Source organism: Burkholderia sp. JP2-270 (assembly GCF_003233675.1).
GTDB classification, from domain to species: Bacteria; Pseudomonadota; Gammaproteobacteria; order Burkholderiales; family Burkholderiaceae; genus Burkholderia; species Burkholderia pyrrocinia_C.
In genome coordinates this window covers 1,419,839-1,445,865 of record NZ_CP029825.1, presented here as the reverse complement: position 1 = coordinate 1,445,865, position 26,027 = coordinate 1,419,839, and the positions used below count along the sequence as shown (strand labels likewise).

At 65.2% G+C, this 26,027-nt stretch carries 23 protein-coding genes; 9 read left to right on the top strand and 14 right to left on the bottom strand.

Annotation, left to right across the window (positions count from 1 at the left end):
- Positions 1-114: 114 nt before the first annotated feature.
- Positions 115-1,005, bottom strand: a complete 891-nt coding sequence (locus DM992_RS24395; protein ID WP_111018987.1) for a LysR family transcriptional regulator — start codon at positions 1,003-1,005, stop codon at positions 115-117.
- Between the two features lie 98 nt (positions 1,006-1,103).
- Here DM992_RS24395 and DM992_RS24390 point away from each other — a divergent pair, with 98 nt between their 5' ends.
- Positions 1,104-1,544, top strand: a complete 441-nt coding sequence (locus DM992_RS24390; protein WP_059528471.1) for a PACE efflux transporter — start codon at positions 1,104-1,106, stop codon at positions 1,542-1,544.
- 109 nt (positions 1,545-1,653) lie between these two features.
- Here the strand turns inward: DM992_RS24390 and DM992_RS24385 are convergent, their stop codons facing one another.
- The 11 genes from DM992_RS24385 to DM992_RS24330 form a co-directional block, all read right to left on the bottom strand.
- Positions 1,654-2,505 (bottom strand): alpha/beta hydrolase, encoded by an 852-nt coding sequence (locus DM992_RS24385; protein WP_111018986.1) that lies wholly within the window; start codon positions 2,503-2,505, stop codon positions 1,654-1,656.
- Between the two features lie 384 nt (positions 2,506-2,889).
- Positions 2,890-4,113 (bottom strand): DUF2087 domain-containing protein, encoded by a 1,224-nt coding sequence (locus DM992_RS24380; RefSeq protein WP_111018985.1) that lies wholly within the window; start codon positions 4,111-4,113, stop codon positions 2,890-2,892.
- A gap of 7 nt (positions 4,114-4,120) precedes the next feature.
- Entirely contained in the window at positions 4,121-4,816 is a 696-nt protein-coding gene (locus DM992_RS42860) for a hypothetical protein (RefSeq protein ID WP_239511436.1), read from the bottom strand.
- 6 nt (positions 4,817-4,822) lie between these two features.
- Complete coding sequence (locus DM992_RS24370) at positions 4,823-5,704, bottom strand: class I SAM-dependent methyltransferase (protein ID WP_239511435.1); 882 nt, start codon at positions 5,702-5,704, stop codon at positions 4,823-4,825.
- A complete protein-coding gene (locus tag DM992_RS24365; protein ID WP_111018983.1) occupies positions 5,704-6,903 on the bottom strand; it encodes an MFS transporter in 1,200 nt (399 codons plus the stop codon). The genes DM992_RS24370 and DM992_RS24365 overlap by 1 nt, the downstream gene beginning before the upstream one ends.
- Positions 6,903-8,093: a hypothetical protein gene (locus tag DM992_RS41795; protein WP_162631724.1), complete on the bottom strand. Its 1,191-nt coding sequence runs from the start codon at positions 8,091-8,093 to the stop codon at positions 6,903-6,905. The genes DM992_RS24365 and DM992_RS41795 overlap by 1 nt, the downstream gene beginning before the upstream one ends.
- Positions 8,094-8,192: 99 nt before the next feature.
- Positions 8,193-8,426, bottom strand: a complete 234-nt coding sequence (locus DM992_RS24350; RefSeq protein WP_060346242.1) for a hypothetical protein — start codon at positions 8,424-8,426, stop codon at positions 8,193-8,195.
- A gap of 502 nt (positions 8,427-8,928) precedes the next feature.
- Positions 8,929-9,258 (bottom strand): DUF3579 domain-containing protein, encoded by a 330-nt coding sequence (locus DM992_RS24345; protein ID WP_111020371.1) that lies wholly within the window; start codon positions 9,256-9,258, stop codon positions 8,929-8,931.
- A gap of 20 nt (positions 9,259-9,278) precedes the next feature.
- A complete protein-coding gene (locus DM992_RS24340) occupies positions 9,279-10,640 on the bottom strand; it encodes a sigma-54 dependent transcriptional regulator (protein ID WP_111018981.1) in 1,362 nt (453 codons plus the stop codon).
- On the bottom strand, positions 10,630-12,513 hold the full coding sequence (locus DM992_RS24335) for an ATP-binding protein (RefSeq protein WP_111018980.1): 1,884 nt from the start codon (positions 12,511-12,513) through the stop codon (positions 10,630-10,632). The genes DM992_RS24340 and DM992_RS24335 overlap by 11 nt, the downstream gene beginning before the upstream one ends.
- A gap of 173 nt (positions 12,514-12,686) precedes the next feature.
- Complete coding sequence (locus tag DM992_RS24330; protein ID WP_111018979.1) at positions 12,687-14,051, bottom strand: 2-hydroxycarboxylate transporter family protein; 1,365 nt, start codon at positions 14,049-14,051, stop codon at positions 12,687-12,689.
- A 421-nt stretch (positions 14,052-14,472) separates the two neighbouring features.
- Between DM992_RS24330 and DM992_RS24320 the strand changes: the two genes are divergently transcribed.
- The 6 genes from DM992_RS24320 to DM992_RS24295 are packed head-to-tail and all read left to right on the top strand — an operon-like array spanning position 14,473 to position 20,723.
- Positions 14,473-15,324 carry a MetQ/NlpA family ABC transporter substrate-binding protein gene (locus DM992_RS24320; RefSeq protein WP_111018977.1) on the top strand — a complete coding sequence of 284 codons (852 nt, stop codon included), beginning with the start codon at positions 14,473-14,475 and terminating at the stop codon, positions 15,322-15,324.
- A gap of 11 nt (positions 15,325-15,335) precedes the next feature.
- The gene (locus DM992_RS24315; protein ID WP_111018976.1) at positions 15,336-16,745 is read left to right on the top strand and encodes an LLM class flavin-dependent oxidoreductase; all 1,410 of its coding nucleotides are present in this window, start codon (positions 15,336-15,338) and stop codon (positions 16,743-16,745) included.
- Positions 16,746-16,763: 18 nt separating this feature from the next.
- A complete protein-coding gene (locus tag DM992_RS24310) occupies positions 16,764-17,942 on the top strand; it encodes an ATP-binding cassette domain-containing protein (RefSeq protein ID WP_111018975.1) in 1,179 nt (392 codons plus the stop codon).
- A complete protein-coding gene (locus tag DM992_RS24305; protein ID WP_027781522.1) occupies positions 17,935-18,591 on the top strand; it encodes a methionine ABC transporter permease in 657 nt (218 codons plus the stop codon). Before DM992_RS24310 ends, DM992_RS24305 begins: the two co-directional genes overlap by 8 nt.
- A 54-nt stretch (positions 18,592-18,645) precedes the next feature.
- The gene (locus DM992_RS24300) at positions 18,646-19,512 is read left to right on the top strand and encodes a hypothetical protein (protein ID WP_111018974.1); all 867 of its coding nucleotides are present in this window, start codon (positions 18,646-18,648) and stop codon (positions 19,510-19,512) included.
- Complete coding sequence (locus DM992_RS24295) at positions 19,509-20,723, top strand: acyl-CoA dehydrogenase family protein (RefSeq protein WP_111018973.1); 1,215 nt, start codon at positions 19,509-19,511, stop codon at positions 20,721-20,723. The genes DM992_RS24300 and DM992_RS24295 overlap by 4 nt, the downstream gene beginning before the upstream one ends.
- A gap of 367 nt (positions 20,724-21,090) precedes the next feature.
- Here the strand turns inward: DM992_RS24295 and DM992_RS24285 are convergent, their stop codons facing one another.
- Together DM992_RS24285 and DM992_RS24280 are read right to left on the bottom strand one after the other, a co-directional pair.
- On the bottom strand, positions 21,091-22,818 hold the full coding sequence (locus tag DM992_RS24285) for a YadA family autotransporter adhesin (RefSeq protein ID WP_111018971.1): 1,728 nt from the start codon (positions 22,816-22,818) through the stop codon (positions 21,091-21,093).
- A 417-nt stretch (positions 22,819-23,235) separates the two neighbouring features.
- The gene (locus tag DM992_RS24280) at positions 23,236-24,081 is read right to left on the bottom strand and encodes a helix-turn-helix transcriptional regulator (protein WP_111018970.1); all 846 of its coding nucleotides are present in this window, start codon (positions 24,079-24,081) and stop codon (positions 23,236-23,238) included.
- 201 nt (positions 24,082-24,282) lie between these two features.
- On the opposite strand from DM992_RS24280, the gene DM992_RS24275 reads away from it, so the two are divergent.
- Together DM992_RS24275 and DM992_RS24270 are read left to right on the top strand one after the other, a co-directional pair.
- Entirely contained in the window at positions 24,283-25,236 is a 954-nt protein-coding gene (locus tag DM992_RS24275; RefSeq protein WP_111020370.1) for a DUF2167 domain-containing protein, read from the top strand.
- On the top strand, positions 25,233-25,958 hold the full coding sequence (locus DM992_RS24270) for a site-2 protease family protein (protein WP_111018969.1): 726 nt from the start codon (positions 25,233-25,235) through the stop codon (positions 25,956-25,958). The genes DM992_RS24275 and DM992_RS24270 overlap by 4 nt, the downstream gene beginning before the upstream one ends.
- Positions 25,959-26,027 lie beyond the last annotated feature (69 nt).

Below are 26,027 nucleotides of genomic sequence, written 5' to 3'. Positions count from 1 at the left end.
CGCGATCACCACCGCATATCGGGCGGACGCATCGGTGGTTGCGTATCAATTGCAACTAACGGTCAAGCGGTCGTGCGTTGACCGACGGTGCGGCGGCGGTCGCCGCCGCACCGGTTACGTCGTTTCGCCGGCAGCACGCAGCACGCGCACGAGTTCGCTCGCCGCCTTGCCGAGCCCCGTGTGCTTCGGCCGCCGCAGGTACACAGGCAGCGGCAGCCCGTTACGGATGTTCGCGAACGCGAGCGGTGCGAGTTCGCCTGCCGCGACGTATCGGCCGATCATCGATGCGGGCAGGTTCGCCCAGCCGTGACCGGCTGTCACGAGCGCGATCGCCGTGGCCATGTCGGTCACCTTCCATGTGCGGTTGCCGATCACGGGCCGCACGTCGGTCAGCGGCCGCTCCGGATCGGCGATCACGATCTGCCGGAAGCCCGACAGTCGCTCGATCGCTTCAGGATGCGCGGCTTCGGCGATCAGCGGATGGCTCGGCGCGGCGACCGCGACGAGCGTTTCGGTCCACAGTGCATGGATCTGTTCCTGCGGATGCAGGTCGAGCCCGCCGTACGCAACGCACAGATCGACGGTGCCACGATGCAGCGCGTCGACGATCGCGTCCTGAGGTGCCGTGACGATGCTGATCGCGAGCGCCGGATATTTCGCGGCGACGGCCGTCAGTGCACGGGCGACGGGGGCGCCGTCGAGTTCCGCCGCGAGGCCGAGCCGCAGCGTGTCCTCGACGCCTTCCGACAGGTGCTGCGCATGCGCGCGCAGCGCGTGCAGCCGCTCGGCGATCGAGCGTGCATCGGGCAGCAGCGCGGCCATCGCTGCGGTTGGCGTCGGTTCGCGCGTGCCGCGATCGAACAGCACGAGATCGAGTTCGGCCTCGAGGTTCGCGATCGCCATGCTGACCGCCGACGGCGTGCGGCCGAGCGCGCGCGCGGCAGCCGAGAACGATCCTTTGTCGATGACGGTCAGCAGCATGTCGATGTGGTCGCTGGTCAGCATGCATTGCCTCCTGTCAGAAAAATTGAAAGGACCTGACTTTTGCGGGCGAAGTGCCCGCTGTAGTCTCGCCACCTCGTTCGATATGAAGGTGGTGGGTCATGCAAGGATGGAAGAGACGCATAGTCTACGTCGTGATGTTCGAGGTGCTCGGCATCCTCGTCGCATCGTCGGTGCTCGGCATGCTGAGCGGCGCGAGCGCGACGACGAGCGGCCTGCTCGGCGTGATGATCTCGACGACGGGCGTCATCGTCAATTTTCTGTACAACCTGGGGTTCGAGGCGTGGGAGCGGCGGCGTGCGGAAACGACGCGCACCGTCGCGCGGCGCGTCGTGCATGCGATCGGCTTTCAGGTCGCGCTCGTGACGTTCCTGATCCCGCTGATCGCGTGGTGGCTCGACGTGTCGCTGGTGCAGGCGTTCCTGTACGACGCGGTGCTGATCGTGTTCTTCCCGATCTTCACGTTCGCGTACAACTGGTCGTTCGACAGCGTGTTCGGGTTGCCGGATGCGGTGACGCGCAAGCCCGAACCGATCATGTGACGCGAACGCGCATGCGGACGAAGCGCTGCGATGCAGGCAGTCCGCATCGCAGCGCTTGGAATGAGAAAGGGGAGTAAGCAACGGGCGGCGCGAATGCCGCCCGCGAGCGTTACGCGGCGACGAACTCGTGCACGTAACGGTTGAACACCGCGGGGCTCGCCGCGTTCATTCCGTGCGACGCACCGGCGACGGTCTGCCGTTGCGCATCGCCGATCCACTGCGACAGCGTGTCGACGTTGTTGCGGAACATCTTCGGGCTGCGCTGGCCGTCGATCAGCAGCGTACGGCACGCGATGTCCGACGCCGAGTGCTGCGAATACGCGGGCAGCGGATCCTGAAGCTGCTTCGGCAGCGTGCTCGCGTTGTCGATCGCCATCGTGCGAAAGCGCGACGTGCTCTTCTTCCATGCGCCGGGCAGGCTCACCGAATCGACGAACATCTCGAGGCCGGCTTCCACTTCGCCTTCGCCGATCAGGTTCACGGCCTTCGTGCGCAGTGCGATCGCGGCGGCCGGCAGCGCGGCTTCGCGCACGCCCGGCTGTTGCAGCGGGCCGCCCGGATCGGCGAGCGTCAGCGTGTCGACGAGTTGCGGATGCTGGCGGGCGACGTTGAACGCGACGCTGCCGCCTCGCGAGTGGCCGACGAGATGCACGGGGCCGAGATCGAGTGCGTCGATGAATTCGGCGAGTTCGTCGACGTGGTTCTGCCAGCTGAACTCGTCCTGAATGCCCGCTTCGACGGCCGGCCAGTAGTGGCTCAGGCTTGGCGCGATGCAGCGGTAGTTGGCCGACAGCGACGCGAGTTGCGGCTCCCAGTAACGGTAGTCGCACAACGATCCGTGCACGAACACCATCGGCGCGCCGCTCCCCCGCTCGACATACGGCAGGCTGATGCCCGACGAAAGCGTCGCAAATTGCAGGTCCGGGTTCGCGAGCACCGACGGCTCGATTCGCATGTTCATGACTGAAAACTCAATGGGTGCGTCATCACGTCGCAACTATGCCTCACGGCAAGCTGCAAGGAAAACGCATAATTTTCATCGTCACGATCAATTTTATTGATGGTTCGGCTGAAAACCCTTGTCGCAGGGGGAAGGTGCGCCAGCGCATCAAATCATCAGATGATTAAGAGTGCAGCTGGAGGCAGCATGCGGCGTCTTGTGGGGATGCGCATCGCGCCGCGGAAGGAGAGGGCGAGAGAGAGCCGCAACGATTGCCTGCGCCTTCAAGAGGCGACCATCGTGACAAGCAGGGCGGCCGCGGCTAACGCCAGTTTTGGTACGGGCCGATCGTGGCCACGCCGCATCTACCGGCGACAGATTCGACATCCATCGGGTGAGTGCTTGCTATTGCGATAGAACCCGTTGATATACGTTATCTTGACGTCGCAGGACACCGCGATCGACCAGGTAGCGCCTCAGTCGGGCGTAATCGGCTGTGAACAATTGACAGATTTTGGATATCTCCGATTCGGTGTAACGCGTATCCGGCGCGAAAGCCGTTGCGATCTTCTCGATGGAGATATCTGTTTCCAGCTGTCGATCGCTCAGATCTTCCGCGTTGCGATGCTGGCGATCGACCATCTCTCCCCATATCGTACCGACATCCGAAAACCCATTCTGGTCGCGCTGAATGAGACCGATGCTCAGCAATCGGGTCAGGATTTTGCCGACGACCTTCGCATCGAGGCCCACTTTTTCCTCGATATCGGCAACACGATTGTTGCCGAGGACGATCGCAGCGTAAACGGAGCGCGCTTCGCTCGACGTCATCGCGGCAAGGATGGCGTCCTTGCGAAGACGCAGTTTCAATGCATCCTCGCCAATCGGCAAATAATCGCTGCGAATCGGAATCTCTCCCAAGGCGACGAGTTCGGACTGCAGCGGTTGCGAACGGAGCACACGTTCACTTTGTTGGCGCTTTCGGAGGATACCCAGGCCGCTCTGGCGGTATTTGTGCAATTCCGGCAGCGTGACGAGTTCGAATGAATTGTCCTGCCTGCGAAACAGCTCCTCCCAGATCGGCGTTCTGACTCTGCGAACACGTTGTGTTCCCTCCATGTTGACGGTGGTCAACATGGTCGGCTCGTGAAGGCACAAGTATCCGCCGGGCGCGATGTGGTCCCACAGTGTCGCGACGAAACGGACGTCGTCGGCGGGTGTGCCCGCATCGATCCACGCGATATCGACTGGTCCCCATGACGCGATGGTGGCTTCATCGAGTGCGTAGAAGTTGCTTTTGACGAATGTGACGAGGTGCTCGTCGATATCATGATTCTTCAATACAGCCCACGCTTCTTCGGCCGAGGAGCCTTCCGCGGTAAAGTCGTCGATGGTGATCAGCCTGGGTTGATAGACATCGGGGATTCCTGTCGGATCAAGAAGCGCGCTGCGCTCCTGCCATGCTGAGCTATCCAGTAGATTCTTGTCGTGCAGCCAATCCTGCCGAGCCTGCTGGAGCGCCTTCGCGATGAAAACCGTGCTGTCGCCGGCGCCGATCTCGACGACTGTAACGGGGCGGGCCATGCGGATGAGCGCGGAGATCAATGCAGCGCTATTCTCCGTACCCATTCCGGGTCTAATCAGTTGCACGGGCGTTTCCTCCGGAGATCAATCTCAACATGCCGGCTTTCGCAAAATGCACGACGGTGGGGGGCAGCGTTTCCGTTATCTCTTCCGAGAGCGTGTCCAGTGAGAAGATACGTCGAGACGCTTCGCTCAATCGGATGGTTCGGCCGTTGAGCTGGTTGATGGCGACGCGTCCAATTCCCGGAGCGTCGGAGACGATACAGGTGGGCTCGATCAGATAGCGGAGCGGAGGCGATGCCGGAAATATCTGGTCGGTCTCGATGAACCCGTGTCGATATAGCGCAATCAGCAGCGTGCCGGTTTTGTGCGGCACGCCATTGATCTCCAGACGCGGCAACGCCTTCACCGTCGTTCCTTCGACGAGCGCCTGAACGTCTTCATCGCGAAATCCTCCAAACGCCTGCGCGCTTTCGACCACGACAAGCGACGATCGAATTCCTCGCGCGCCGACAAGTCGAGGCGCACTGCGAGTAATGCGCACCGACCTGGCCCACCTGACCGACGAGTCCGGCGGCAGGGACTCCGGATAGGTTGCAAGCGGGTTCCGTAACTCCGGCGGCATTGATTTGCCGAGGGTGTAGTTGCTGTCGGCGTGGGCGTGGCCGCCCTGGAGATATTCGGCGAGCTGCCACGCATATCCCCCCGTGCCTCGATAGAAGTTCGGTCGAATCGGATCTGTTCTCATGGTGGTTCAGGCCGATTTCAATATGACAATTGCCGTCGCCATGCCCACGGCGGCGCCGTCCTGCACTTCGGATGCGACGACTTTCTCGATCGTGAGGCCGCTTGCCTTCACAATGGGAGCGAGTGTCGAGGGGGTCCACATCCGGTCTCGAAGATCGCATACCACGCCTTCGATATCTCCGCTTTCGTTCCGTCCTGATTGCGCGAAGACCGATCGATGCATGATCAGCTTGTCACTGTCGTATTTGTAGGCCCACCAGATGAGCGCGGCTTCGCCGTTGCTGCGCCGAAATGGCACAACCGTGCAGCGCTTGTCCATGAACGCAAGACGCTCGGGTGTACCGTCGCCGAAGACGGCGACCATGATCCGCGACTCGGAGTCGCGCAGCTGCGCCTTCGCGCTACAGAGCAACGCTTCGAGCTTGTTGTCGTCCAGAATGAAATTGACGGTTGCATCGCCGAAGGTGACGACGTCGAATCGGCGTTGCGTGATCGATGTCGGAAGGTCGAATATGTCCCCCCGAAGCGCGTGAATGTGGCCGCGATTGATGGACGCTTCGAATCGATCGATGGCGATGGGGGAGATGTCGATGCCAAAACTCTCCTGCAGTGAGAATTTTTCGGCGAGGTGCAGGAGCAGTCTGCCGTCGCCACAGCCCAGATCGAGAATGCTGTACCCATCCCGGACGAGGGATTCTGCGGCGGCGAAATCCCATGTCGCGCGGACTGTTGTCGATTCATACTCGTCGAACAGTGGTTCGTCGAAGTAGTAATGGCTGACTCGGAGATCCGCCACGCCCGATGACACGATGCGATCCAACGGGGCTTGCAGGTTGATCGATTTCGTATCGCTTGGCTTTGATCCGAAGCGTCCTATGGCATCCATCATCAAGCTCCTTTTGTCATCATGCCGGGTCGGTTTCTGACATTCAACGCGAAGCCGCATGCGCCGGTGATTGCCGTTGCGACTCCAACTGCTACGAGGGCCATGCTCACATGCGCGGTACTGATCATGCCGGCGCTCATGAAACCGAGAAATACCGAAGTCTGGATGCAAAATATATAGGCCGGCATCAGGTTGACCCGCTGCTTTGGAGGGATCGCCTTCATCATGAAACTCGACGTGAGCGCGTTTTGGATGCCATTGGCCAAGCCGATCACAAACGTCGCGCACATGATGATCCACGCGGTGTCGCTCAAGGCGAGCCACAAGATGCCGAAGCCGATGACGCCAGCGGCAATGGACGCGCCAGCTGCATCGCCGAACCTCGCCAGCACTCCGGAACAAGCAACGGGACCGACGATGAGCCCCACACTCAACGCGCTGACAACCAATCCGTATATTTCGGCACTGAACTGCAGATCGGTGCGAATGCGAAATATCAACAGAACGTTGAGCGTGGAGGTCAGCACGACAGTCACCCACAACGGGGCGACCGCGCGGGTCACGCCGGCGGTGCGAAAGAGGCCCGGCAGGTCCAGCCGGCCCTTTTGCTTGTCTTGCTTGGGCAACTGGCCGGATTTTTGAACGAAGGAATCCAGCGCATTGAAACAGAGCGCGGTGACGGGCGCAGCGACCAATACCAACAACGCCAGCAGCAGCAAGCCCCGCGAACGCTCGGCCATGCCGTATAGCAATCCGCCGAGAGCCGGGCCACCGACGTAACCCATGTTTCGCATCGATTGCGTAATCCGGTTGATGCGATCGATGTATCGTTCGTCTCTTGCGTAGGTCGGAATGGCGACCATGATTGCCGCCCACAGCAGGGACCCGGTGGATCCGAGCGCCATTGACACGGCGACGTAGCCCCAGAACTGATTGGCCAGGGACGCGATCGCGATCAGAAGCGACTGAAGGACGAATATCGCAGGAATCGTTTGGCGAGGCCCGCTTCGCTCGAGGATCACCGGAGCGATCGGACCGGAAAGAATGCCTCCGATGAGACCCGCGGCGAGCAACATCGATACGGAGGAAGTGTGATCGGCCAGTCTCAGGGCAAAGGTCACTTGAGCCGCTTCATCAGCGAAGCTGCCAAACGACAGGCAGATACAGATAAAAACGAGTGCCCATCGACCTCTGAGCCCCATCAAAGCGCACCCCATTGCGCCAGCGAAGCGGTGACTCTCAGGAGGTCATCATTCAGCGATGGGTCTTGCTTGCGTGACATATCCGCAATGTTCACGTGTTGACCGGTGGACAAGCGATTCAGAAAGTCGTGCATTACGCGACTGTATCGGAAGCTGCTGCAGTGGCCATTGGCCGCGACCAGGATCTCGCCATCCTGCAATACCGGCATCCACTGCAGCGTGCTGATGGCGTTGAGGGAGATGACGTCGTCCAGTTCATCGACTTCGACGATCGGACGACCGGCATTCAAGCGGCTACTGGTATCCGAGATGAGTTGGGAAATCATCATTCGTCTTTTCAGAGATGCACCGGCGAGCAAGGCCTGCAAGGACGAAAGCAGCAGCTCGTCATCGGGATTGAGGCTTACGATGCCGGAGGAGCGCACGTCATGGCGTGTACGAGTGGGCACCGGAAGCTGGCCCTTCACGTAGTTTGCGTTTTGCTGCGTATCGCTGCCGGTTTCCCAAAAAGCGATATTCACGTTTGCCGATACGTCGGATCGTGTTTCGGCAACGTGCAACCAGTTCTCGGGGAAATAGGTTACTCGATTCGTTTTGTTCTCGAGCGGAGTGCTCTCGGGCTTGAATGGTTCGTAATCGGGAAATCGTATTCCAGCGAGATCCGACCTGCTTCCAGGCCAGGTGAACATCGTTTTCCCGTCGCGCAGGGTGAATCCGAAATTATGCGCGTGATCGGCATGAATTCCGATATAAGTGGATGAATATCGTCCAATAAAGCAATCAATATCGACGCGGCCACCTGGACGATAGCCTATCGATGAGGCAAGCTGGTCTGAGAAGGACTTTGCGACGTCCCAAATGACAGGGCTTGCCGCGTGAAGTCCATAGTACATGACCGTCCATTCGTCGTCGCCGGCAAGACGCGCGATTCTCGATACATAACCGTCAAACGTAGTGTCGGTCGGAAGCACGAGAAAGTCAGGGCGCGGCTCTGGAGTGCGCTTTCCATTGAAGGCGGTTATGGCTTCAGAATGAGCGTTGCGAGATCGAATGTCGTTCGTGCAAGTAGAATATTCCTTGAGTGCATCCAGCACATCTTTATCGTTGAATGGGATCTGCGATATGGTGAGCTCCGCCGCTTGCTTCCCCCATAATTCATTCACAAATTTCGGCGACAACAACGCGACCATATTCGACTCTCCATTCGGCGAAACATGGGCAGGTGAGCAAGAGGCCAAAGCCCTTGCCCACGGAGCGGATTCAGCGGTGTATGCGTATTACTGCGGGTTTCATGCAGCTTCTGCGACAGCCGAGACTTCCTCGTCGTTACGTTGAGCGTATTTGACGTTGGCCACGACCGGCTCGATTTCGACGTCGTTACGCTGGGCGTATTTGACGTTGGCCACGACTGGCTCGATTTCGACGTCATTACGCTGGGCGTATTTGACGTTGGCTACGACCGGCTCGATTTCAGCAGCGGTCAACTCTTTACTTCTCGTTATGTTTTTCAAGGAAATTGTCATATTGATGCTCCTTTTTAACGAAACGAAATTTATGCAACGTGGTGCGCACATCCTCGTTTTTCATTGAGAGGTTGCCCGCCATGTGAGAGTGCACCAAATGAAATGTGAATGTCAAGCTTTTGTAAGAAAATTAAATTCAAAAGACATTCCATGCGCGAAGTGTGCTGGATGAGTTTATCTGCCGATGGTTATTGATTTTGGTGCTTGATAGCCTGTCAGAATTATTGGGATTTATTGAGATATTTATCCTGATCAGACATCCGACTCTAAACTTCTAAAAAGTCAAAACATGATCCGACCCTTCGGAGTTTTTTTTGCAGATAACGCGAGCGGGGTTTTTCATGAGCGCTTCAGAGGGGCGCCATACATCCGAGCCGGGTGCGGTCGTCCGATGTGGTGCAGCCAGATGAAGGCGTGCTCGACGATCTACCGGGCTGTGCCGAAACCATCGCCATTCAACTAATACCGGCGGGCAAGCTGGATGGAGACGCCGGCGGAATTTCTAGCGCACCACCAACGCCGGCGCGGTCTGAAGCTCGACGGGAAGATCGTTGTCGGCGGCGAACTGCATCGCGAAGTCGAACGCGTCGGTGCATACGTCGCGCAATTCGTCCGACACGAACAGGCATTTGACGCCGCCGTCGACGACCGGCATCGCGAGTCGCGACAGCGCGCACGGACAGCCGGGCCGCCGCTCGCCGACGAACAGCGTGATGACGCCCGCGAGCCGTTCGGGCCAGTCGCTCGGGCGGAACGTCTTGTGTGCGCGAGTGACACCGCGGATCAGGTGGCCGTCGATGCGGCCGCGTGCGGTGATGTCGATGCGATCCATGCCGTGCGTATCCTTTCGCGTCATTCGCCGCCGTCGGCCGCCGCGTCGCCGCGCGCGGGAATCCGCAGGTTGCGCAGCTTGTGATAGAGCGTCTTCTTCGGCATGCCGAGCGCGACGCTCGCATCCGCAACGTTGCCGTGGTGACGCTGCAGCATGTCCTCGATCAGCATCCGCTCGAAATACGCGAGCTGTTCCGCGAGCGTGCCGCCGACGGCAGGCGCGCCGGCCGACGACAGCAGGCTGTCGCCGGTCAGCCCGAGCACGAAGCGGTCGGCCACGTTCTGAAGCTCGCGCACGTTGCCGGGCCATGCGTGCGTCATCAGTTCGGACACCTGCGCAGCCGTGACGACCGGCGCCGGCTGCCCGAAGCGCCGTGCGGCCGCGAGCACGAAATGCTCGAACAGCAGCGGCACGTCCTCGCGCCGCTCGCGCAGCGGCGGCAGTTCGATCTGCGCAACATTGAGGCGATACAGCAGGTCCGCACGAAAGCGCCCGTCGGCCGCGAGTTCGGCGAGATCGGCCTTCGATGCGGCAACCACGCGGCAGTCGACCGGAATCAGTTCGTTCGCGCCGAGCCGCTCGACCACGCGCTCCTGCAGCACGCGCAGCATCTTGATCTGCAGCGGAATCGGCATCGTCTCGATCTCGTCGAGGAACAGCGTGCCGCCGTGCGCCCATTCGATCTTGCCGATGCGCTTCTTGATCGCACCGGTGAACGCGCCGGCCTCGTGGCCGAACAGTTCGCTCTCGAAGATCTGCTCGGGCAGGCCGCCGCAGTTCAGCGCGACGAAATGCGCATCGCGCCGGCCGCCGAAGTCGTGCAGGCTGCGCGCGATCAGTTCCTTGCCGGTGCCCGTTTCTCCGGTGATCAGCACCGACACCGACGTATCGGCGAGGCGCAGGATCTTCTTGCGCACGTCGGCCATCGCAGGCGACTTGCCGAGCACGTACGCCTCGATGCCCTGCCAGTTGTTGAGCGCCGCGCGCAGCCCCTGCACCTCGAGCGTCAGGCGGCGCTTCTCGACCGCGCGCGCGACCCGGCCGGCGATCAGGTCCGACGAGAACGGCTTCTCGATGAAGTCGTATGCACCGACCTGCATCGCGCCGACGGCCGTCGAGATGTCCGCGTGGCCGCTGATCAGCACGACCGGGATCTGCGCATCGACAGCCGTCACGCGGTCGAGCAGCTGCAGCCCGTCGATGCCCGGCATCCGCACGTCCGACACGATCACCACCGGCGCGCCGGGTGCGACGTGCGCGAGCGCGTCGGCGGCCGACGCGAACGCGTCGACCGGGAACCCGGCAAGCGCGACGGCCTGCTCGACGCCGATCCGGACGTTTTCATCGTCCTCGACGACCAGCACCCGAATCTCATCTTCCATGCTCTGTCCTTTGCAGCGTCGCCGCCGCGAATTCGATACTGAACTGCGCGCCGCCTTCGTCGCGGTTCGTCGCGGCGATCTTCGCGCCGAACGCCTCGACGATGCGCGACGTGATCGCGAGGCCGAGCCCGAGGCCCTGGCCGCGCGGCTTGGTCGTGACGAACGGCTCGAACAGGTGCGGCAGCACGTCGGGCGCGATGCCGGCGCCGCTGTCGGCGATCGTGAAGCGCACGCGGCCGGCTTCGTCCGCTTCGGCCGCTTCGATGACGATGCGGCGCACGGGCGCGTCGTGCACCGCGTCGAGCGCGTTGCCGAGCAGGTTCACGATCACCTGCTGCAACTGGCTCGATTCGGCCGACACCGCCGTGCCGGGCGCGATGTTCACGTCGAGCCGCACGCCTTCGTCGCGAATCCGCGCATCGTAGATGAGCCGCGCATGCGCAACGGCCTCGTTCAGCGACACCGCGACGCGCTCGACGTCGGGCTTGCGCGCGAAGGTTTTCAGCTCGCCGGTGAGCACCGCCATGCTGTCGACGAGCTTGCCGATCCGTTCGAGATTGGCATCCGCCTGCGCCGGCTGGCCGCGCGCGAAGAACGTGCGCGCGTTGTCGCACAGCGTGCGGATCGCGACGAGCGGCTGGTTCAGCTCGTGCGTGAGGCCGGCGGCCATCTGCCCGAGCACCGCGAGCTTGCCCGCGTGCACGACTTCCTGCTGCGAATCGCGCAGCCGCTGCTCGGTGCGCTCGCGCTCGTCGATCTCGCGCTGCATCCGCTCGTTCGCGGCCGTCAGCGCGGCCGTGCGCTGCGCGACGGTCAGTTCGAGCCGGTCGTTCGCGCGGCGCAGCGCATCCTGCGCGTTCAGCCGCGCGACGATCGCCCGGCGGCGCTGGATCGCGTAGCCGGCCAGCAGCGCGGCGATCAGGAACGCGCCCGTGACGAACACGAACGCCGTCTGCTGCTGGCGCCGCGCGCCCGCGATGTCGAGCAGCACCATCAGCGAATCGCCGGCCTGCGGCGCGGGCCGCGACATCACCAGATAGCGCGTGCTGCGGCCGGCGCGGCGCGGATCGGGGAACGCGCCGAGCCACGCGGCCGTGCTGCGATCGCCGATGCGGCGGTACGGCAGCGCGTCGACGGTACGGCCAGCGTATTGGCGCGACGCCTGGATGTCGTGCTGCTGCTGCGCGGTGATCGGGCGCAGCGCGGTGAATTTCCAGGCGGGTTCGGTCGAGATCACGACCACGCCGTTGCTGTCGACGACCATCGCTGCGACGCCCGGCGCGCGCCATGCCGATTCGAGCGAATCGACGCTGATCTTCACGGCGGCCACGCCGATCGGCACGCCGTCGTCGCGCACCGCGCTGGCGAAGTAGACGCCCGGCACGCCCGTGTTGGTGCCGATGCCGAAGAAGCGGCCGCTGCCGCGCGCGAGCGCGTCCTTGAAGTACGGCCGGTACGACACGTTGGTGCCGACGAAGCTGATCGTCTCGTTCCAGTTGCTGGCGGCGATCACTTCGCCCTGCAGGTCGATCACGTCGACGGCGCCGCTGCCCGCGTCGCGGTTCACGGCTTCGAGGTACGTGTTCACCTTGTGCACGAGGTCGGGCGCGTCGTGCGGCGCGGCCTTCAGCATCGCGCGTACGCCGTCCTGCCGCGCGACCAGCCCGGGCAGGATCTCGAAGCGGCCAAGCTCGCTCTTCAGGCTCGATGCATACAGGTCGAGCCGGTGCGCGCCGGTTTCCTCGAGCGCGTCGATCGCGCGTTCCCACGCGAAATCGACGGCCGCACCGGCCACGCCGACATACAGCACGGCGGCCGACGCCCAGCCCCACCACGGGATTCCCTTGAAGCTTTTCTGCACGTTCGCCCTCATCGAAGCCCGCAACCGGTCGTCCGCAACCGGCCGTCCGCAACCGGTCGTCCGCAACCGGCCGTCCGCAACCGGCCGTCCGCAACCGGCCGTCCTGAACGACGCGCGCCGCGCGCCGGCAAGGCCGGCGGCGGCGCGTGCGAAACAGCCGGCGCGACGGGGCGCGCGGCGGCGCATCACCCGAAGTGCGCGACCAGGATCAGGGTCACCGTGACGACGATCGCGCCGCCGATGCGCGTCGCGATCTGCGCGAACGGCATCAGCTGCATCCGGTTCGCGGCGGTCAGGATCGCGACGTCGCCGGTGCCGCCTTGCCCACTATGGCACGCGTTCACGATTGCGGTGTCGATAGGGTACATCTTCATCAGGCGGCCGACCACGAAACCGGTGCCCATCAGCGTCGCGACGGTCGACACGATGGTCACGACGTTGACGATCGTGAACGCGGCGGTCAGCTTGTCCCACGGCGTCATCGCGACGCCGATCGCGAACAGCAGCGGATACGTGACGGCGGTCGAGAAGAACTTGTAGACGACGAACGCGCCCTCCTGCAGCGGCGGCGACACCGCGCGCGCGAGCTTCACGAGCACCGCGAGGAACAGCATCGCGACCGGCGCGGGCAGGCCGAACAGCTTGTGCGCCATCAGGCCGACGAGGTATAGCGTGATCGCCGTGATGCCGGCGCCCGCGATGTGCGTGACGTCGACGTGGCCGCGGATTTCTTCGTTTTCCGGCGTCATGTCGCCGCTTTCGCCGACCTGCAGGCGGCCGTTGCCGGTCAGGTGCGGCAGGCGCTTGCCGAGCATGTCGAGCGCGCCCGACAGGATGATCGCGGTCAGGCTGCCGAGCATCACCGGCGGCAGCACCATCGCGAACATCTCGCCTTGCGGCAGGTGCATCAGTTCCGAATAGCCGATCGACAGCGGAATCGCGCCTTCGCCGACGCCGCCGGCCATGATCGGCACGACGATGTACAGCAGCGTGTGGCGCGCGCCGAGGCCGAGCGCGGTGCCCACCGCCGTGCCGACGATCGCCGCGGCGACCGAGCCGGCCGCGAGCGGGACGAAGATCTTCGCGAAGCCCTGGATCAGCACGCGGCGGTCCATGCTCAGGATGCTGCCGACGATGATCGACGCGATGAACAGGTACAGGAAGTTGGTCGACTTCGTGAATTCGACGGTCAGGTTCAGCACCGGCTTCGGCAGCAGGTGGTAGTACGTGAGCGCCGACGGCACGAAGGTCGCGAAGATCGCGGCCGCGCCGATGTTGCGCAGCAGCGGCAGGCGCTTGCCGAGTTCGGCGCACGTGAAGCCGAAGAACGCGAGCACGGCGATCGCCATCGAGATCTCGCCGGGCACCTTGCCCGTCACCGCGAAGCCGACGATCAGCCCGAACAGGATCACGTAGACCGGCAGCGGGATGATGCCGATGCGGATTTCCATCAGCTTCCACCAGCCTTCCGGCCAGAAGCGTGCACGCGTGGCGGGGCCGGCTTCGGCAATCGGCTCGGGATGGGACGGGGTATGGATAGAGGTCTGCAAGACGTGTCTCCTGATGTTGGAATGCCTGCATAGCTTCGCGGCATCGTGTGCCGACTATTACGCAACCTCCGTGCCAAGGCGCCGGCCTGTCGGCTTGTTTGCAGATCATTGATTCATAAGGGATTTGTATCGTCTGCGGAAAGGGCGGCGCGAAGGCCGTTCCGAGATTTCGGAATTCGCGCGGCGGGCAGGCCGAGATTTCGGCCGGATGGCCGGCCAGGCACCTGGCCGCGCCCGATCGCCCGCCATATCGCCGCGCGCGATTTTCTTCGCACAATCGCTTCGTAGACCGCCCCCCCGCCGCTCTCTATCATCGGCTGATCCTTTTCCGATGCGACGACGACCGTCCGGAGAACGCCCGCGCGTTCGCCGCGGTGTCGCTCATCCATCGATACCGTCTTTGGACAGGAGAGTGGTTCCCATGCTGCATGCCGTTTTTTCCGCCCGCTTTTCCTCCGGCCGCTTCGCGCGGCCGGCCCGCCTGCTCGCGGCCGCGCTGCTCGCCGGGTTGTTCGGCGTCGGGCTGCTGAACGGCGCGCGCGCCGACACCGCGCCGCTGAAGGTCGGCATCTCGACCAGCCCGCAGATCGAAGCGCTGAAGATCGCCGCGAAGGAGGCGAAGGCGCAGGGGCTCGACGTGAAGATCGTCGAGTTCACCGACTGGAATACGCCGAACGCGGCGCTCGCGAACAAGGACATCGACGTCAACTACTTCCAGCACATCCCGTTTCTCGAGAACGCGAACAAGCAGGGCGGCTACAACTTCGTGTCGATCGCGCCCGGCACGATCATGAAGATCGGCCTCTATTCGAAGAAGGTGAAAAGCTTTGCCGAGCTGAAGGACGGCGCGCGCGTCGCGATCGCGAACGATCCGGTGAACGGCGGGCGCGGGCTGTTGCTGCTGCAGCGTGCGGGGCTGATCACGCTGAAGCCGGGCGCCGATTACCGCGCGACGACGCACGACATCGTGTCCAACCCGAAGCACCTGAAGATCATTCCGCTCGAAGCGTCGCAGCTCGCGCGTTCGCTCGACGACGTCGATCTTGCGCAGGGCTATCCGAGCTTCATCAAGCTCGCCGGCACGACCGACCCGAACAGCGCGCTGCTGTTCGACGGCACCGAGAACAAGATCTTCGCGATCCAGTGGGTCGTGCGGCCCGACAGCGTGAACGACCCGCGCATCCGCAAGTTCATCGCGATCTACCAGCACTCGCCGGCGGTGCGCAAGGCGCTCGACAACGCGTTCGGCTCGCTGTACGCGATCGCGTGGTGACGGAGGCTGACATGACGACGGCGAACCGGAAGATCCTGCTCAACGCATTCAACATGAACTGCGTCGGGCACATCAATCACGGGTTGTGGACGCATCCGCGCGACCGCTCCGCGCACTACACCGATCTCGACTACTGGGCCGATCTCGCGAAGACGCTCGAACGCGGCAAGTTCGACGGGATCTTTCTCGCGGACATCGTCGGCGTGTACGACGTGTTCGGCGGCGGCCCCGACGCAGCGCTGCGCGAATCGGTGCAGGTGCCCGTCAACGATCCGCTGCTGCTCGTGCCTGCGATGGCGCAGGTCACGCGGCATCTCGGCTTCGGCGTGACCGCGAACCTGACCTACGAGCCGCCGTACCTGTTCGCGCGCCGCATGTCGACGCTCGATCACCTGACGAAGGGGCGCGTCGGCTGGAACATCGTCACCGGCTATCTCGACAGCGCCGCGCGCGGGATGGGCCTCGCGCAGCAGATCGGCCACGACGACCGCTACGAGCGCGCGGACGACTACATGGACGTCGTCTACAAGCTGTGGGAACAGAGCTGGGACGACGACGCGGTGATCCGCGATGCACAGGCACGCGTGTTCGCGCAGCCGGGCAAGGTGCGGCGCGTGAAGCACGACGGGCCGTTCTATTCGGTCGACGCGATCCACCTGAGCGAGCCGTCGCTGCAGCGCACGCCGGTGCTGTATCAGGCCGGTTCGTCCGCGCGCGGCGTCGAGTTCGCGGGCCGGCACGCGGAATGCGTGTTCGTGAACGGGCAGAGCAAGGCCGCCGCGCGAGCGGCGGCGCTCGACATCCGCGCGGCCGCCGCGCGGCAGGGCCGCGATCCGGCGTCGATCCGGATCTTCGCGGGCGTGAGCGTCGTGACGGCCGAGACCGAGCGGCTCGCGCGCGAGAAATTCGACGAATACCGGCGCTACGCGAGCCCCGAAGCCGGCCTCGCGCATTTCGCGAGCTCGACCGGCATCGACTTCGCGAAGTACGGTCTCGACGAACCGATCTCGTACGTGAAGACCGATTCGATCCAGTCGGCCGTCGACGCGATCTCGCGCAAGAGCACGACCGGCACGTGGACCGTGCGCCGGATGCTCGAACAGATGTCGCTCGGCGGACGTTATGCGCCGATCGTCGGTTCGCCGTCGCAGGTCGCGGACGAACTGCAGTCGTGGATCGACGAGACCGGCATCGACGGCTTCAACCTGACGCGCACCGTGATGCCCGAGTCGTTCGAGGATTTCGTCGACTGGGTCGTGCCCGAGCTGCAGAACCGCGGCGTCTACAAGGAAGACTACGATCCCGCGCCGACGCTGCGCGAGAAACTGTTCGGCGCGGGCGCGCGCCTGCCTGCGTGGCACACCGGCGCGCAGCATCGGCCGGCCGCCGCGCGCGAACCCGCGCATCCCGCGCATGCCTGAACGTGACGGAGCGAAGCGATGACGCAATTGTTCGATACGCTGGGTTTCATCGACGCATCGGCCGCGCGCGCCGGCGCCGCTGCAAGGGTGCATGAGACAACGGCTGCGCCGGCCGATGGCGTTGCCGTGTCGCTGGAGCAGGTCGGCAAGGTGTTCGCGACGCCGCGCGGCCATGCCGCCGCGCTGCGCGATGTGACGCTCGACGTGCGGCGCGGCGAGGTGTTCGGGATCATCGGCCGCAGCGGCGCCGGGAAGTCGACGCTGCTGCGGCTCCTGAACGGCCTCGAACGACCGAGCTCGGGCCGCGTGCGCGTGCAGGGCGTCGACGTCGGCGCGCTCGACGAAGACGGGCTCGTCGCATTGCGCCGCCGCACCGGCATGGTGTTCCAGCATTTCAACCTGCTGTCCGCGAAGACGGTATTCGAGAACGTCGTGCTGCCGCTGAAGATCGCCGGTGTGCCGAAGGCCGAGCGTACGCGCAAGGCCGACGCGCTGCTCGAACTCGTCGGGCTGACCGCGAAGCGCGACGCGTATCCGGCGAGCCTGTCGGGCGGGCAGAAGCAGCGCGTCGGCATTGCCCGCGCGCTCGTGCACGATCCCGAGGTGCTGCTGTGCGACGAGGCGACGTCGGCGCTCGATCCCGAGACGACGCAGTCGATCCTCGCGCTGCTCGCCGACATCAACCGCCGCCTCGGGTTGACGATCGTGCTGATCACGCACGAGATGGAGGTGATCCGTGCGGTGTGCGACACGATCGCGGTGATCGAACAGGGCGAAGTCGTCGAAACGGGCCCCGTGTGGCGCGTGTTCGGCGATCCGCGCCACGGCGCGACGCGCGCGCTGCTCAGCACGCTGGTGCACGACCTGCCGGCCGAGCTGGCTGCGCGCGTGCAGCCGCTGCCCGAGCAGGCGGCATTGCCCGCCGGCGCGCAGGTCGTGCTCGACGTTCGTTATACGGGCGAGAGCGGCGGCGAGCCGGACGTCGGCGCGCTCGCGGCGGCGCTCGGCGGTTCCGTGCGTTTCCTGCACGGCGGGATCGAGCGCATCCAGGGGCATGCACAGGGGCGGCTCGTGATCGCGGCCGCGCCGCGCGCGGATGACGCCGGCCAGTCGTCGGCACGCGGCGGCGCGGTTGCCGCGCTGCTCGAACGCGCGCGCCGCCATGCGAATCACGCGGAGGTGCTCGGCTATGTTTGAGCTCTGGTGGCCCGAACTGCTCGACGCGATCCGCGACACGTTGTCGATGGTCGCCGCGTCGGCCGCGATCGCGGCGCTGATCGGCATCCCACTCGCGGTGATCCTCGTGACGACCGCACCCGGCGGCATCTACGCGCGGCGCGGCGTGAACGCGGTGCTCGGCGCGCTCGTCAACGTGTTCCGCTCGACGCCGTTCATCATCCTGCTCGTCGCGCTGCTGCCGTTCACGCGCGTGCTGATCGGCACGACGATCGGCGTATGGGCGGCCGTCGTGCCGCTGTCGATCGCCGCGATCCCGTTCTTCGCGCGGATCGCCGAAGTGAGCCTGCGCGAAGTCGATCGCGGGCTGATCGAGGCCGCGCTCGCGATGGGCGCGAAGCGCCGCCATATCGTGTGGCACGTGCTGCTGCCGGAGGCGCTGCCCGGCATGCTCGGCGGCTTCACGATCACCGTCGTCGCGCTGATCGGCTCGACCGCGATGGCGGGCGCCGTCGGCGCGGGCGGGCTCGGCGATCTCGCGATCCGCTACGGCTACCAGCGTTTCGACACCACCGTCATGGCGACCGTGATCGTGATCCTGATCGCGCTCGTCTCGGCCGTGCAGATCACGGGCGACCGCCTGGTCCGACGCGTGACCCGGCGTACCTGAGCGGTGCCACAAGCATCCGCTCGTTTCATTCATGATCCTGAGAGAACGAACCCTATGACCTTGCCCATCGGCGCGCCGCGCGAATGGAACGGACAATTCGAGGAAGCGCTGTTTATCGACGTGGCGCGACGCCATCGTCCCGGCTTCCCGACCAAGCTCGCCACGCCGCCGCGCGAGCCGGCCAACGCGGACGAGCTGGCTGCCGTCGCCGACTACTACACGAAGATGGCGTCGCACGACCTGTTCATCGTGCAGGTCGTCGCGAAGGCGATCGACACGCTGTTCCGCGACGATCCGCATTTCCAGCTGATCCTGTCGCGCCAGCTCGGCGACGACGGCGCGCATGCGGTGATCGGCCGCGAGCGCGTGACCGAACTCACGGGGCGCGATCCGCTGCCGGAAATCGACCGGCTCGTCGCTGCACACTGGGCGCGCATCGGCGATATCGCGGTGCGCGACGTCGCGGGTTTTCTCGCGTTCGAATGGCATTACGAGCTGCACATCCTCGCGAAGCTGTGGATCCAGCGCAAGACCGGCCGCATCGGCGACGGCGCGATGCGCGAGCACGGCGAGAACCGGATCCGGCCGGACGAGGAATGGCATCGCGTGCAGATCGTCCAGTGGTGGTTCGACAAGCTCGCCGCGCTGCCGGCGGCGGAACGCGACGCGCTGATCGATCGCGTGATCGCGGCCGACGAGGAAACGCAGGCGCGGCTCGACGGTTATCTGCACGACGAGTACGCGCATACCGCGCATGTGTTCGGTGCGGATATCGCCGAATATCGCGCGATCTACGACGACTGGCGGCGCGAGATCCTGTCGCGGCTGACCGGCCGCCGGCTCGGCGCGCTCGGCGCGCTCGTGCCGCTGTCGGGCGAAGCCGTTGTGCAGGAAGCTGCTCGGCAGGAAGCCGTCGCATGAACGATCCACGCGGCCTGGCGACGTTTGCGCCGAATACCGACGATGCGCCGGCGTTCGACCGGAGCGCATTGACGCGCGCGATCGACGCACTGCGCGCAACCGCCGCCGCACGCGATCGCGCGGGCGGTCACGCGACGCAGGAGAAGCAGTGGCTCGCCGATGCGGGCCTGCTGACGCTTGCGGTGCCGCGCGCGTTCGGCGGGCAGGAAGCCGCGTGGCCCGCGATCTACGACGCGATCCGGCAGATCGCGCGCGTCGACAGCGCGCTTGCGCATCTCGTTGGGTTCCAGTGCCTGCAGGTGGTGAGCGTCGATGTGTGGGGCAGCGCCGCGCAGCGCGAACGCTATCTGCGCGGCACGGTCGAGCAGCGCTGGTGGTGGGGCAATGCGGTCAATCCGCTCGACACGCGCCTCGTTGCCACCGCGACGCCGGACGGCGGCTACCGGCTCGACGGCGTGAAGGGCTTCTGTTCGGGCACGCGCGGCTCGCAGCGGATGACCGTGTCCGCGCACGATCCGGAAACCGGCCGCACCGTGTTCGGCGTGGTGCCGACCGATCGCCCGGGGATCACGGTCAACGACGACTGGGACCCGATCGGCCAGCGCCAGACCGACAGCGGCAGTGTGCGCTTCGACGGCGTGACGCTCGCCCCGGACGAGGTGCTGCACCGTTCCGAGGCGCCGCCGACGCCGCGTGCGACGCTGCGCACGCTCGTGTCGCAGCTCGTGCTGACGAACCTGTTCGTCGGGCTCGCGGAAGGCGCGCTGGCTGAGGCTCGCGATTATGTGCTGAAGCATGGCCGGCCGTGGATTCACTCGGACGCGGCGCAGGCGAGCGACGATCCGTACACGCTGCAGCGCTTTGGCGACATGCGCGTGCGGGCCGTTGCCGCAGCGGCGCTGGCCGATCGCGCGGCCGGCGCGCTGCAGCACGCGTGGGCGCGGCACAATGCGCTGACGTCGGACGAGCGAGCGGAGGTGGCGCTCGCGGTATCGGACGCGAAGATCGTCGCGCAGCGCGCGGCGCTCGACAACGGCGAAGCGCTGTTCGACGCATGCGGCGCGCGCGCGACGGCCGCGTCGCTCGGCCTCGACCGCTTCTGGCGGAATGCGCGCACGCATACGCTGCACGATCCGCTCGACTATCGGCTGCGCGATGTCGGCCGGTTCGCGCTGACGGGAGAATTGCCGCCGGCGTCGCTGTATACGTGATACGTGACGACGGGGCCGCGGCGGGGGCGCTTCGCGGCGGCTCCACGCCGACCGACAAGCGTCGGTGCCCTCCGCGCATGCCGGCACATCGTTCGTTCCGCCCCCTGGACGCCTTACGACGGATGCGCGGTCACGGGCTGGCCCGTGCATACGGTCGTGCATGGGCAGATAGCCGTGCGCGACGGCGCGCTGAACGGGCAGCCGGCAGGGCAGATCGCGACGTTTCCGGATACGGCGGCGCAGCCTGCTGCGGCGACCGGGAAACCGGCGTGCCGCGTGAGACCGTGGCGCCATCGGCGCGTCGCGCCGATGGCTTGCCTTGCAGCGTCAAGCAACCGTCTCTTGACGCTTCACGGGCCGAGCACGCTTACCAGCGGTAGCCGACGCCCGCACCCGCACCGAACGAGCCGTGGCCGGAAACCGCCGTCGTCACCGAACCCTTGACCAGCCATTTCGCCGTCGCGACGGAAAGACCGATCGCCATCGCGCTTTGACCGCCATACGTGCCGCCGCCGAGCGCGACCACCTTTTCACCCGGCAGCACGGCTTGCGGCATGTTCGCCATCGCGATCGCGCTTGCCGTGCCCGCATTCGCGTCTTTGCGATACTTCGACATTTCTTCGCGAACCGAATTGATTGCGCCGTTCAACTGACGAACGTTGACGCCGTCCGTCGGCGCCGTGCCGTCGGCCATGTTGGTGAGCTGACGCTCGGCGCCCGGCGCGCCGATCGATACCGTGTTGTCCCGGTCGGCGACCGAATTCGCTCCCAACGCAACCGAATTGCTGGCGGTTGCGCGGCTGTTCGTGCCGATCGCGGTAGAGTCCTTGCCGGAGACATTCGACCCTGCGCCGATCGCCGTTCCGTTCGGCGCGGTGACTCTCGAATTCGTGCCGATGGCGGTTCCGTTCGCCGCCGTGACGGTGGAATTGACGCCGATGCCCGTACCGTTGTCGCCCGAGACATTGGAGCCGTCGCCGATCGCGGTCCCGTTCGGCGCGCTGACCCGCGTATTTTTGCCGATTGCGGTGTCTGTATCGTCCGTCACAGTGCCGCTCGGGACGCTCGTCGAAATTTTGCCGACGGTCGTCGTGAGCGTTGCCAGATCCGCCGTCAACGTGGAAACCTGATTTGCGATCGAGAAGAGCTGCGAGCCGTTGACTGCATCCGTGCTGGTCGCGCTGATCGCGCCGGCCGCGACGTTCACGATCTGACGCTCGGCGCCCGCGCTGCCGACGCTGACCACACCTACCGGCGTGCCTGCGAAGCCGCCGTAGCTGACGCCGTTGAGCGTCACGCTGTTGACGGTGGTGAAAGCGCGAGTAGATGCGTTCGAGCCCAGCGCGACGGAATTCGCATCGGCGGCGTTCGCGCCTTCGCCGATCGCGACCGCATTCACCGCGGATGCCGTCGCACGCGCAATGGCGATGCTCCCGACAGCGGAGGCCGAACTGTCGACGCCGAGCGCTACCGCATCGTTCGCGCCGGCGTTTGCCTGAAAGCCGAGTGACGTACCGCCGGCCGCAATGCTGCCCTTGCCCACGGCCGTGGAGAATGTCGTGGTGGCGCTGGCGCTTTGCCCGACCGCCGTCGACTGGTCGACGGCAAACGCGCCCTGGCCGAAGGCGGATGCCGTCGCGCCGTTCGCGATGGCTCCGTTACCGACTGCCGTCGCCTGGGTTCCGGCCGCGCTTGAGGCCGCGCCCACCGCCGTCGCCTGGTCGCCGGTTGCCACGGCATTTCCGCCGACGGCCGTCGCAAGCGTACCGGTCGCGGCCGCCATGCGGCCGATCGCGACGGTTTCGCTATAGGCTCCGGTCGACGAGCCCGAATTCGCGACTGCCGCAGTGCCGATCGCCACGTTGTCGCAACCCGTTGCCGCGGCCGGATACGTGCCGCTTCCCGAGATGGCGATGTTGCCGACACAGCCGGCCGACGTTTCGGTCGACGTCCCGTTCTGCACATAATCGGCGCGCGCGGGTGCGGAAGCCGCGAATGCGACAACCGCTGCGCTCACGGCGATGGCCAGCGCTGCTTTCGATTTCGCCGGCGCGCGCAATGCCGGATTCCCCAACCCTCGATGCATCTTGCTCATGTTTTTCCTAGGCTCGATATAAAAATTGTGTTGTGGCTTGCTTGTCGTTCTCACGATTTCCCGATCGCAATGCATTCGCGATTTCTTTACCGAAGCCCTCTTTCGAGTACAGTCAAATTGAAAAGACGTACTAAACAAATTTGACATTCGGCTGAGTGAGTCATGGGGGAAATGGCACAGGTGCCGCTACATTTGAGTTTTCCGGAACACGGACGCGTCCCGGATCTGCAGCATTGAGATGCGACGACGCATTTTGATCGGACTCACCAGCGCCCAGGTTTGCCATGGCGCCCGATCTCTATGCTTTGGGGAAAATTCGTCGTCTTGACGGTTGCGCCGACCGCCGGCATACCAGTGCTGGCGAGGAAGCCGGCGTTCGGGCGGCGGCTTCCGTCAATCTCCGCTGCCCGCTTGCTACTACGCAGCCAACGCGTCCGCCAGCTTCCGCATCGCGTCCACCGTCTCCGGATTCGCCGGAAAGAGCGCTTCGATCGCGAGTTCCGACAGCGTTACGTCGACCGGCGTGCCGAACACTGTCGTCGTACTGAAGAACGTCAGCTCGCCGCCCACGGTGCGCAGCCGCAGCGGCACGGCGATATCCGCGAAGTCGGTGCGCGCCTGCGCGTCGTCGGGCTGGCCGGCAGGCGCCGGATACGCGGCGAGCTCGTCGCGCAGCGCATGCAGCGTGCGGTCGCCGCTTGCATCGATCTGCCGCTGCAGCCGATGCAGGATGTGCGCGCGCCATTCATGCCAGTTGACGATCTGCGACGCGAGGCCGGCCGGATGCAGGCTCAGCCGCAGCACGTTGACGGGCGGCTGCAGCAGCGACGGATCGGCCTGCGCGACCAGCGCGCCGAGCATCCGGTTCGCGGCGAGCAGCGTCCAGTGGCGGTCGACCGCGAGCGCCGGGTACGGCTCATGGCCGCGCAGCACGGCTTCGACCGCATGGCGTGCGGCATCCAGCTGCGGATCCGAGAACGGCCGTTCTCGAAAGAGCGGCGCAAAGCCGGCCGCAACCAGCAGCGCATTGCGTTCGCGCAACGGCACGTCGAGCCGCTCCGCGAGATGCAGCACCATCTCGCGGCTCGGCTGCGCGCGGCCCGATTCGACGAAGCTCAGGTGGCGCGCCGAGACTTCCGCGTCGAGCGCGAGCGCCATCTGGCTCAGGCGCCGGCGCTGGCGCCACGTGCGCAGCAGCGGGCCGATGCCGGACGCGCGGCCGGCGGACGGGGAGGGCGAATGGAGGGCGGCGGTCGGGTTCATGCAGCAGATGATAGGCAATCCCGCGCGCGTTGGGCATTACCTGCGACGTAAGCATCGCGCCGTTCCCCGGGCGCACCCCGACGCTGCGTTACCATAGCTTCCGTGCCGCCTGAGAGGCGATTCCGGACCCGCGACGACAATGCATGGGCCGGTTCCGCGCACGTTTACAACAAGGCATTCCAGGGGAATCCAACAATGAAAATGAAAAAGCTTGCCGTCCGGCTCGTCTGCGTGGCGACGCTCGCACTCGCCGCGACCAGCGGCCACGCGCAGACCGAAGCTGCGCAGGTGGAAATGAGGGCCGCCGCCGCGGCCGCCAACGAGGCCGTCGTCAAAGGGCCGACCGACATCGACGTGAAGCACGAAGCCGTGCTGAAGCTGAAGGCCGGCGAGTCGTTCGTGCCGGCCGCCGAAGCCGGCCGCTACCTGCGTTCGATGGGCAACTCGGTCGACGAATCGAAGCTGGTCGGCCTCGTGCTGCCCGACGATCCCGACGCCGACTGGATTTCGGTCGTGTCGTTCGAGCCGAGCGGTTACATCCGCGACGACGACGCGAAGGACTGGAAGCCCGACGAACTGCTGAAGAACCTGCAGGCCGGCACGGAGGAGAACAACCCGGCACGCAAGGAACGCGGCCTGCCCGAAACCGAGGTGGTCGGCTGGGCAAAAGCGCCCGCGTACGACGCGGCCACGCACCGGCTCGTGTGGTCCGCGATCATCCGCGACAAGGGTGCGGCTCCGAACGCCGCGAACGACGGCGTGAACTACCGGACGCTCGTGCTCGGCCGCGACGGCTACCTGTCGCTGACGATGGCGTCGACGCTGGCCGATCTGCCGAAGTACAAGGCGTCGGCCGACGGCCTGCTGTCGAACATCAGCTTCAACGACGGCAAGCGCTATGCCGATTTCAACAAGTCGACCGACCATGTCGCCGAGTATGGCCTCGCGGCGCTGATCGTCGGCGTCGGCGCGAAGAAGCTCGGCCTGCTCGCGCTGATCGGCGCGTTCGCGGTGAAGTTCTTCAAGATCGGCGCGGTTGCGCTGCTGGCCGGCGGCGCGGCGCTGAAGCGCTTCTTCGGGCGCAAGCCGAAGGCGGCCGCGGTGCCGGCCGTCGCCGATGCGTCCGACTTGTCCGGTGCGGAGCGCAAGGAATGACGAAGCTGTTGCTGCTGATCTTCGGCGGCCTCAAGCTCGGCAAGGTGCTCGTTTCGGCGGGCACCATGCTGGCGTCGATCGCGGTCTACGCGCTGTTCTACGGCTGGCGGTTCGCGGCCGGTTTCGTCGCGCTGCTGCTGGTGCACGAGGCCGGCCACTACCTGGCCGCGCAGCGGCGCGGGCTCGACGTCGGGTTGCCGACGTTCATCCCGTTCGTCGGCGCATGGATCCAGCTGAAGGAGATGCCGCACGACGCGGAAACCGAAGCGTACGTCGGGCTCGCCGGGCCGTTCGTCGGCACGCTCGGTGCGCTGGCCTGCTACGCGGCTGCGCGCCACTATGACAGCAACCTGCTGCTCGCGCTGTCGTACACGGGCTTCTTCCTGAACCTGTTCAACATGATTCCGCTGTCGCCGTTCGACGGCGGCCGGATCACCGCGGTGCTGTCGCCGCGCATCTGGTTCGCGGGCGTGCCGGTGCTGATCGCGCTGTTCGCATATCGCCCGAGCCCGCTGCTGATCGTGATGGCGATCCTCGCGCTGCCGCAGCTGAAGCGCGCGTGGCGCTACGATCCCGACGCGCCGGAGAACCGCGTGTACTACGCGACGTCGATCGAGACGAAGACGACGTATGCGCTGTGCTATGTCGGCCTGCTCGCGTTCCTCGCGCTGATGACATCCGGCGTGCACGACATGCTGCGTGTCGTGCATTCCGCGACCTGATGCAAGAACGGCGGCCGCTTTTACGCGGCCGCCGTCGTCTTCCATCCTTTTCCGCCGAAGTTTTCCGCC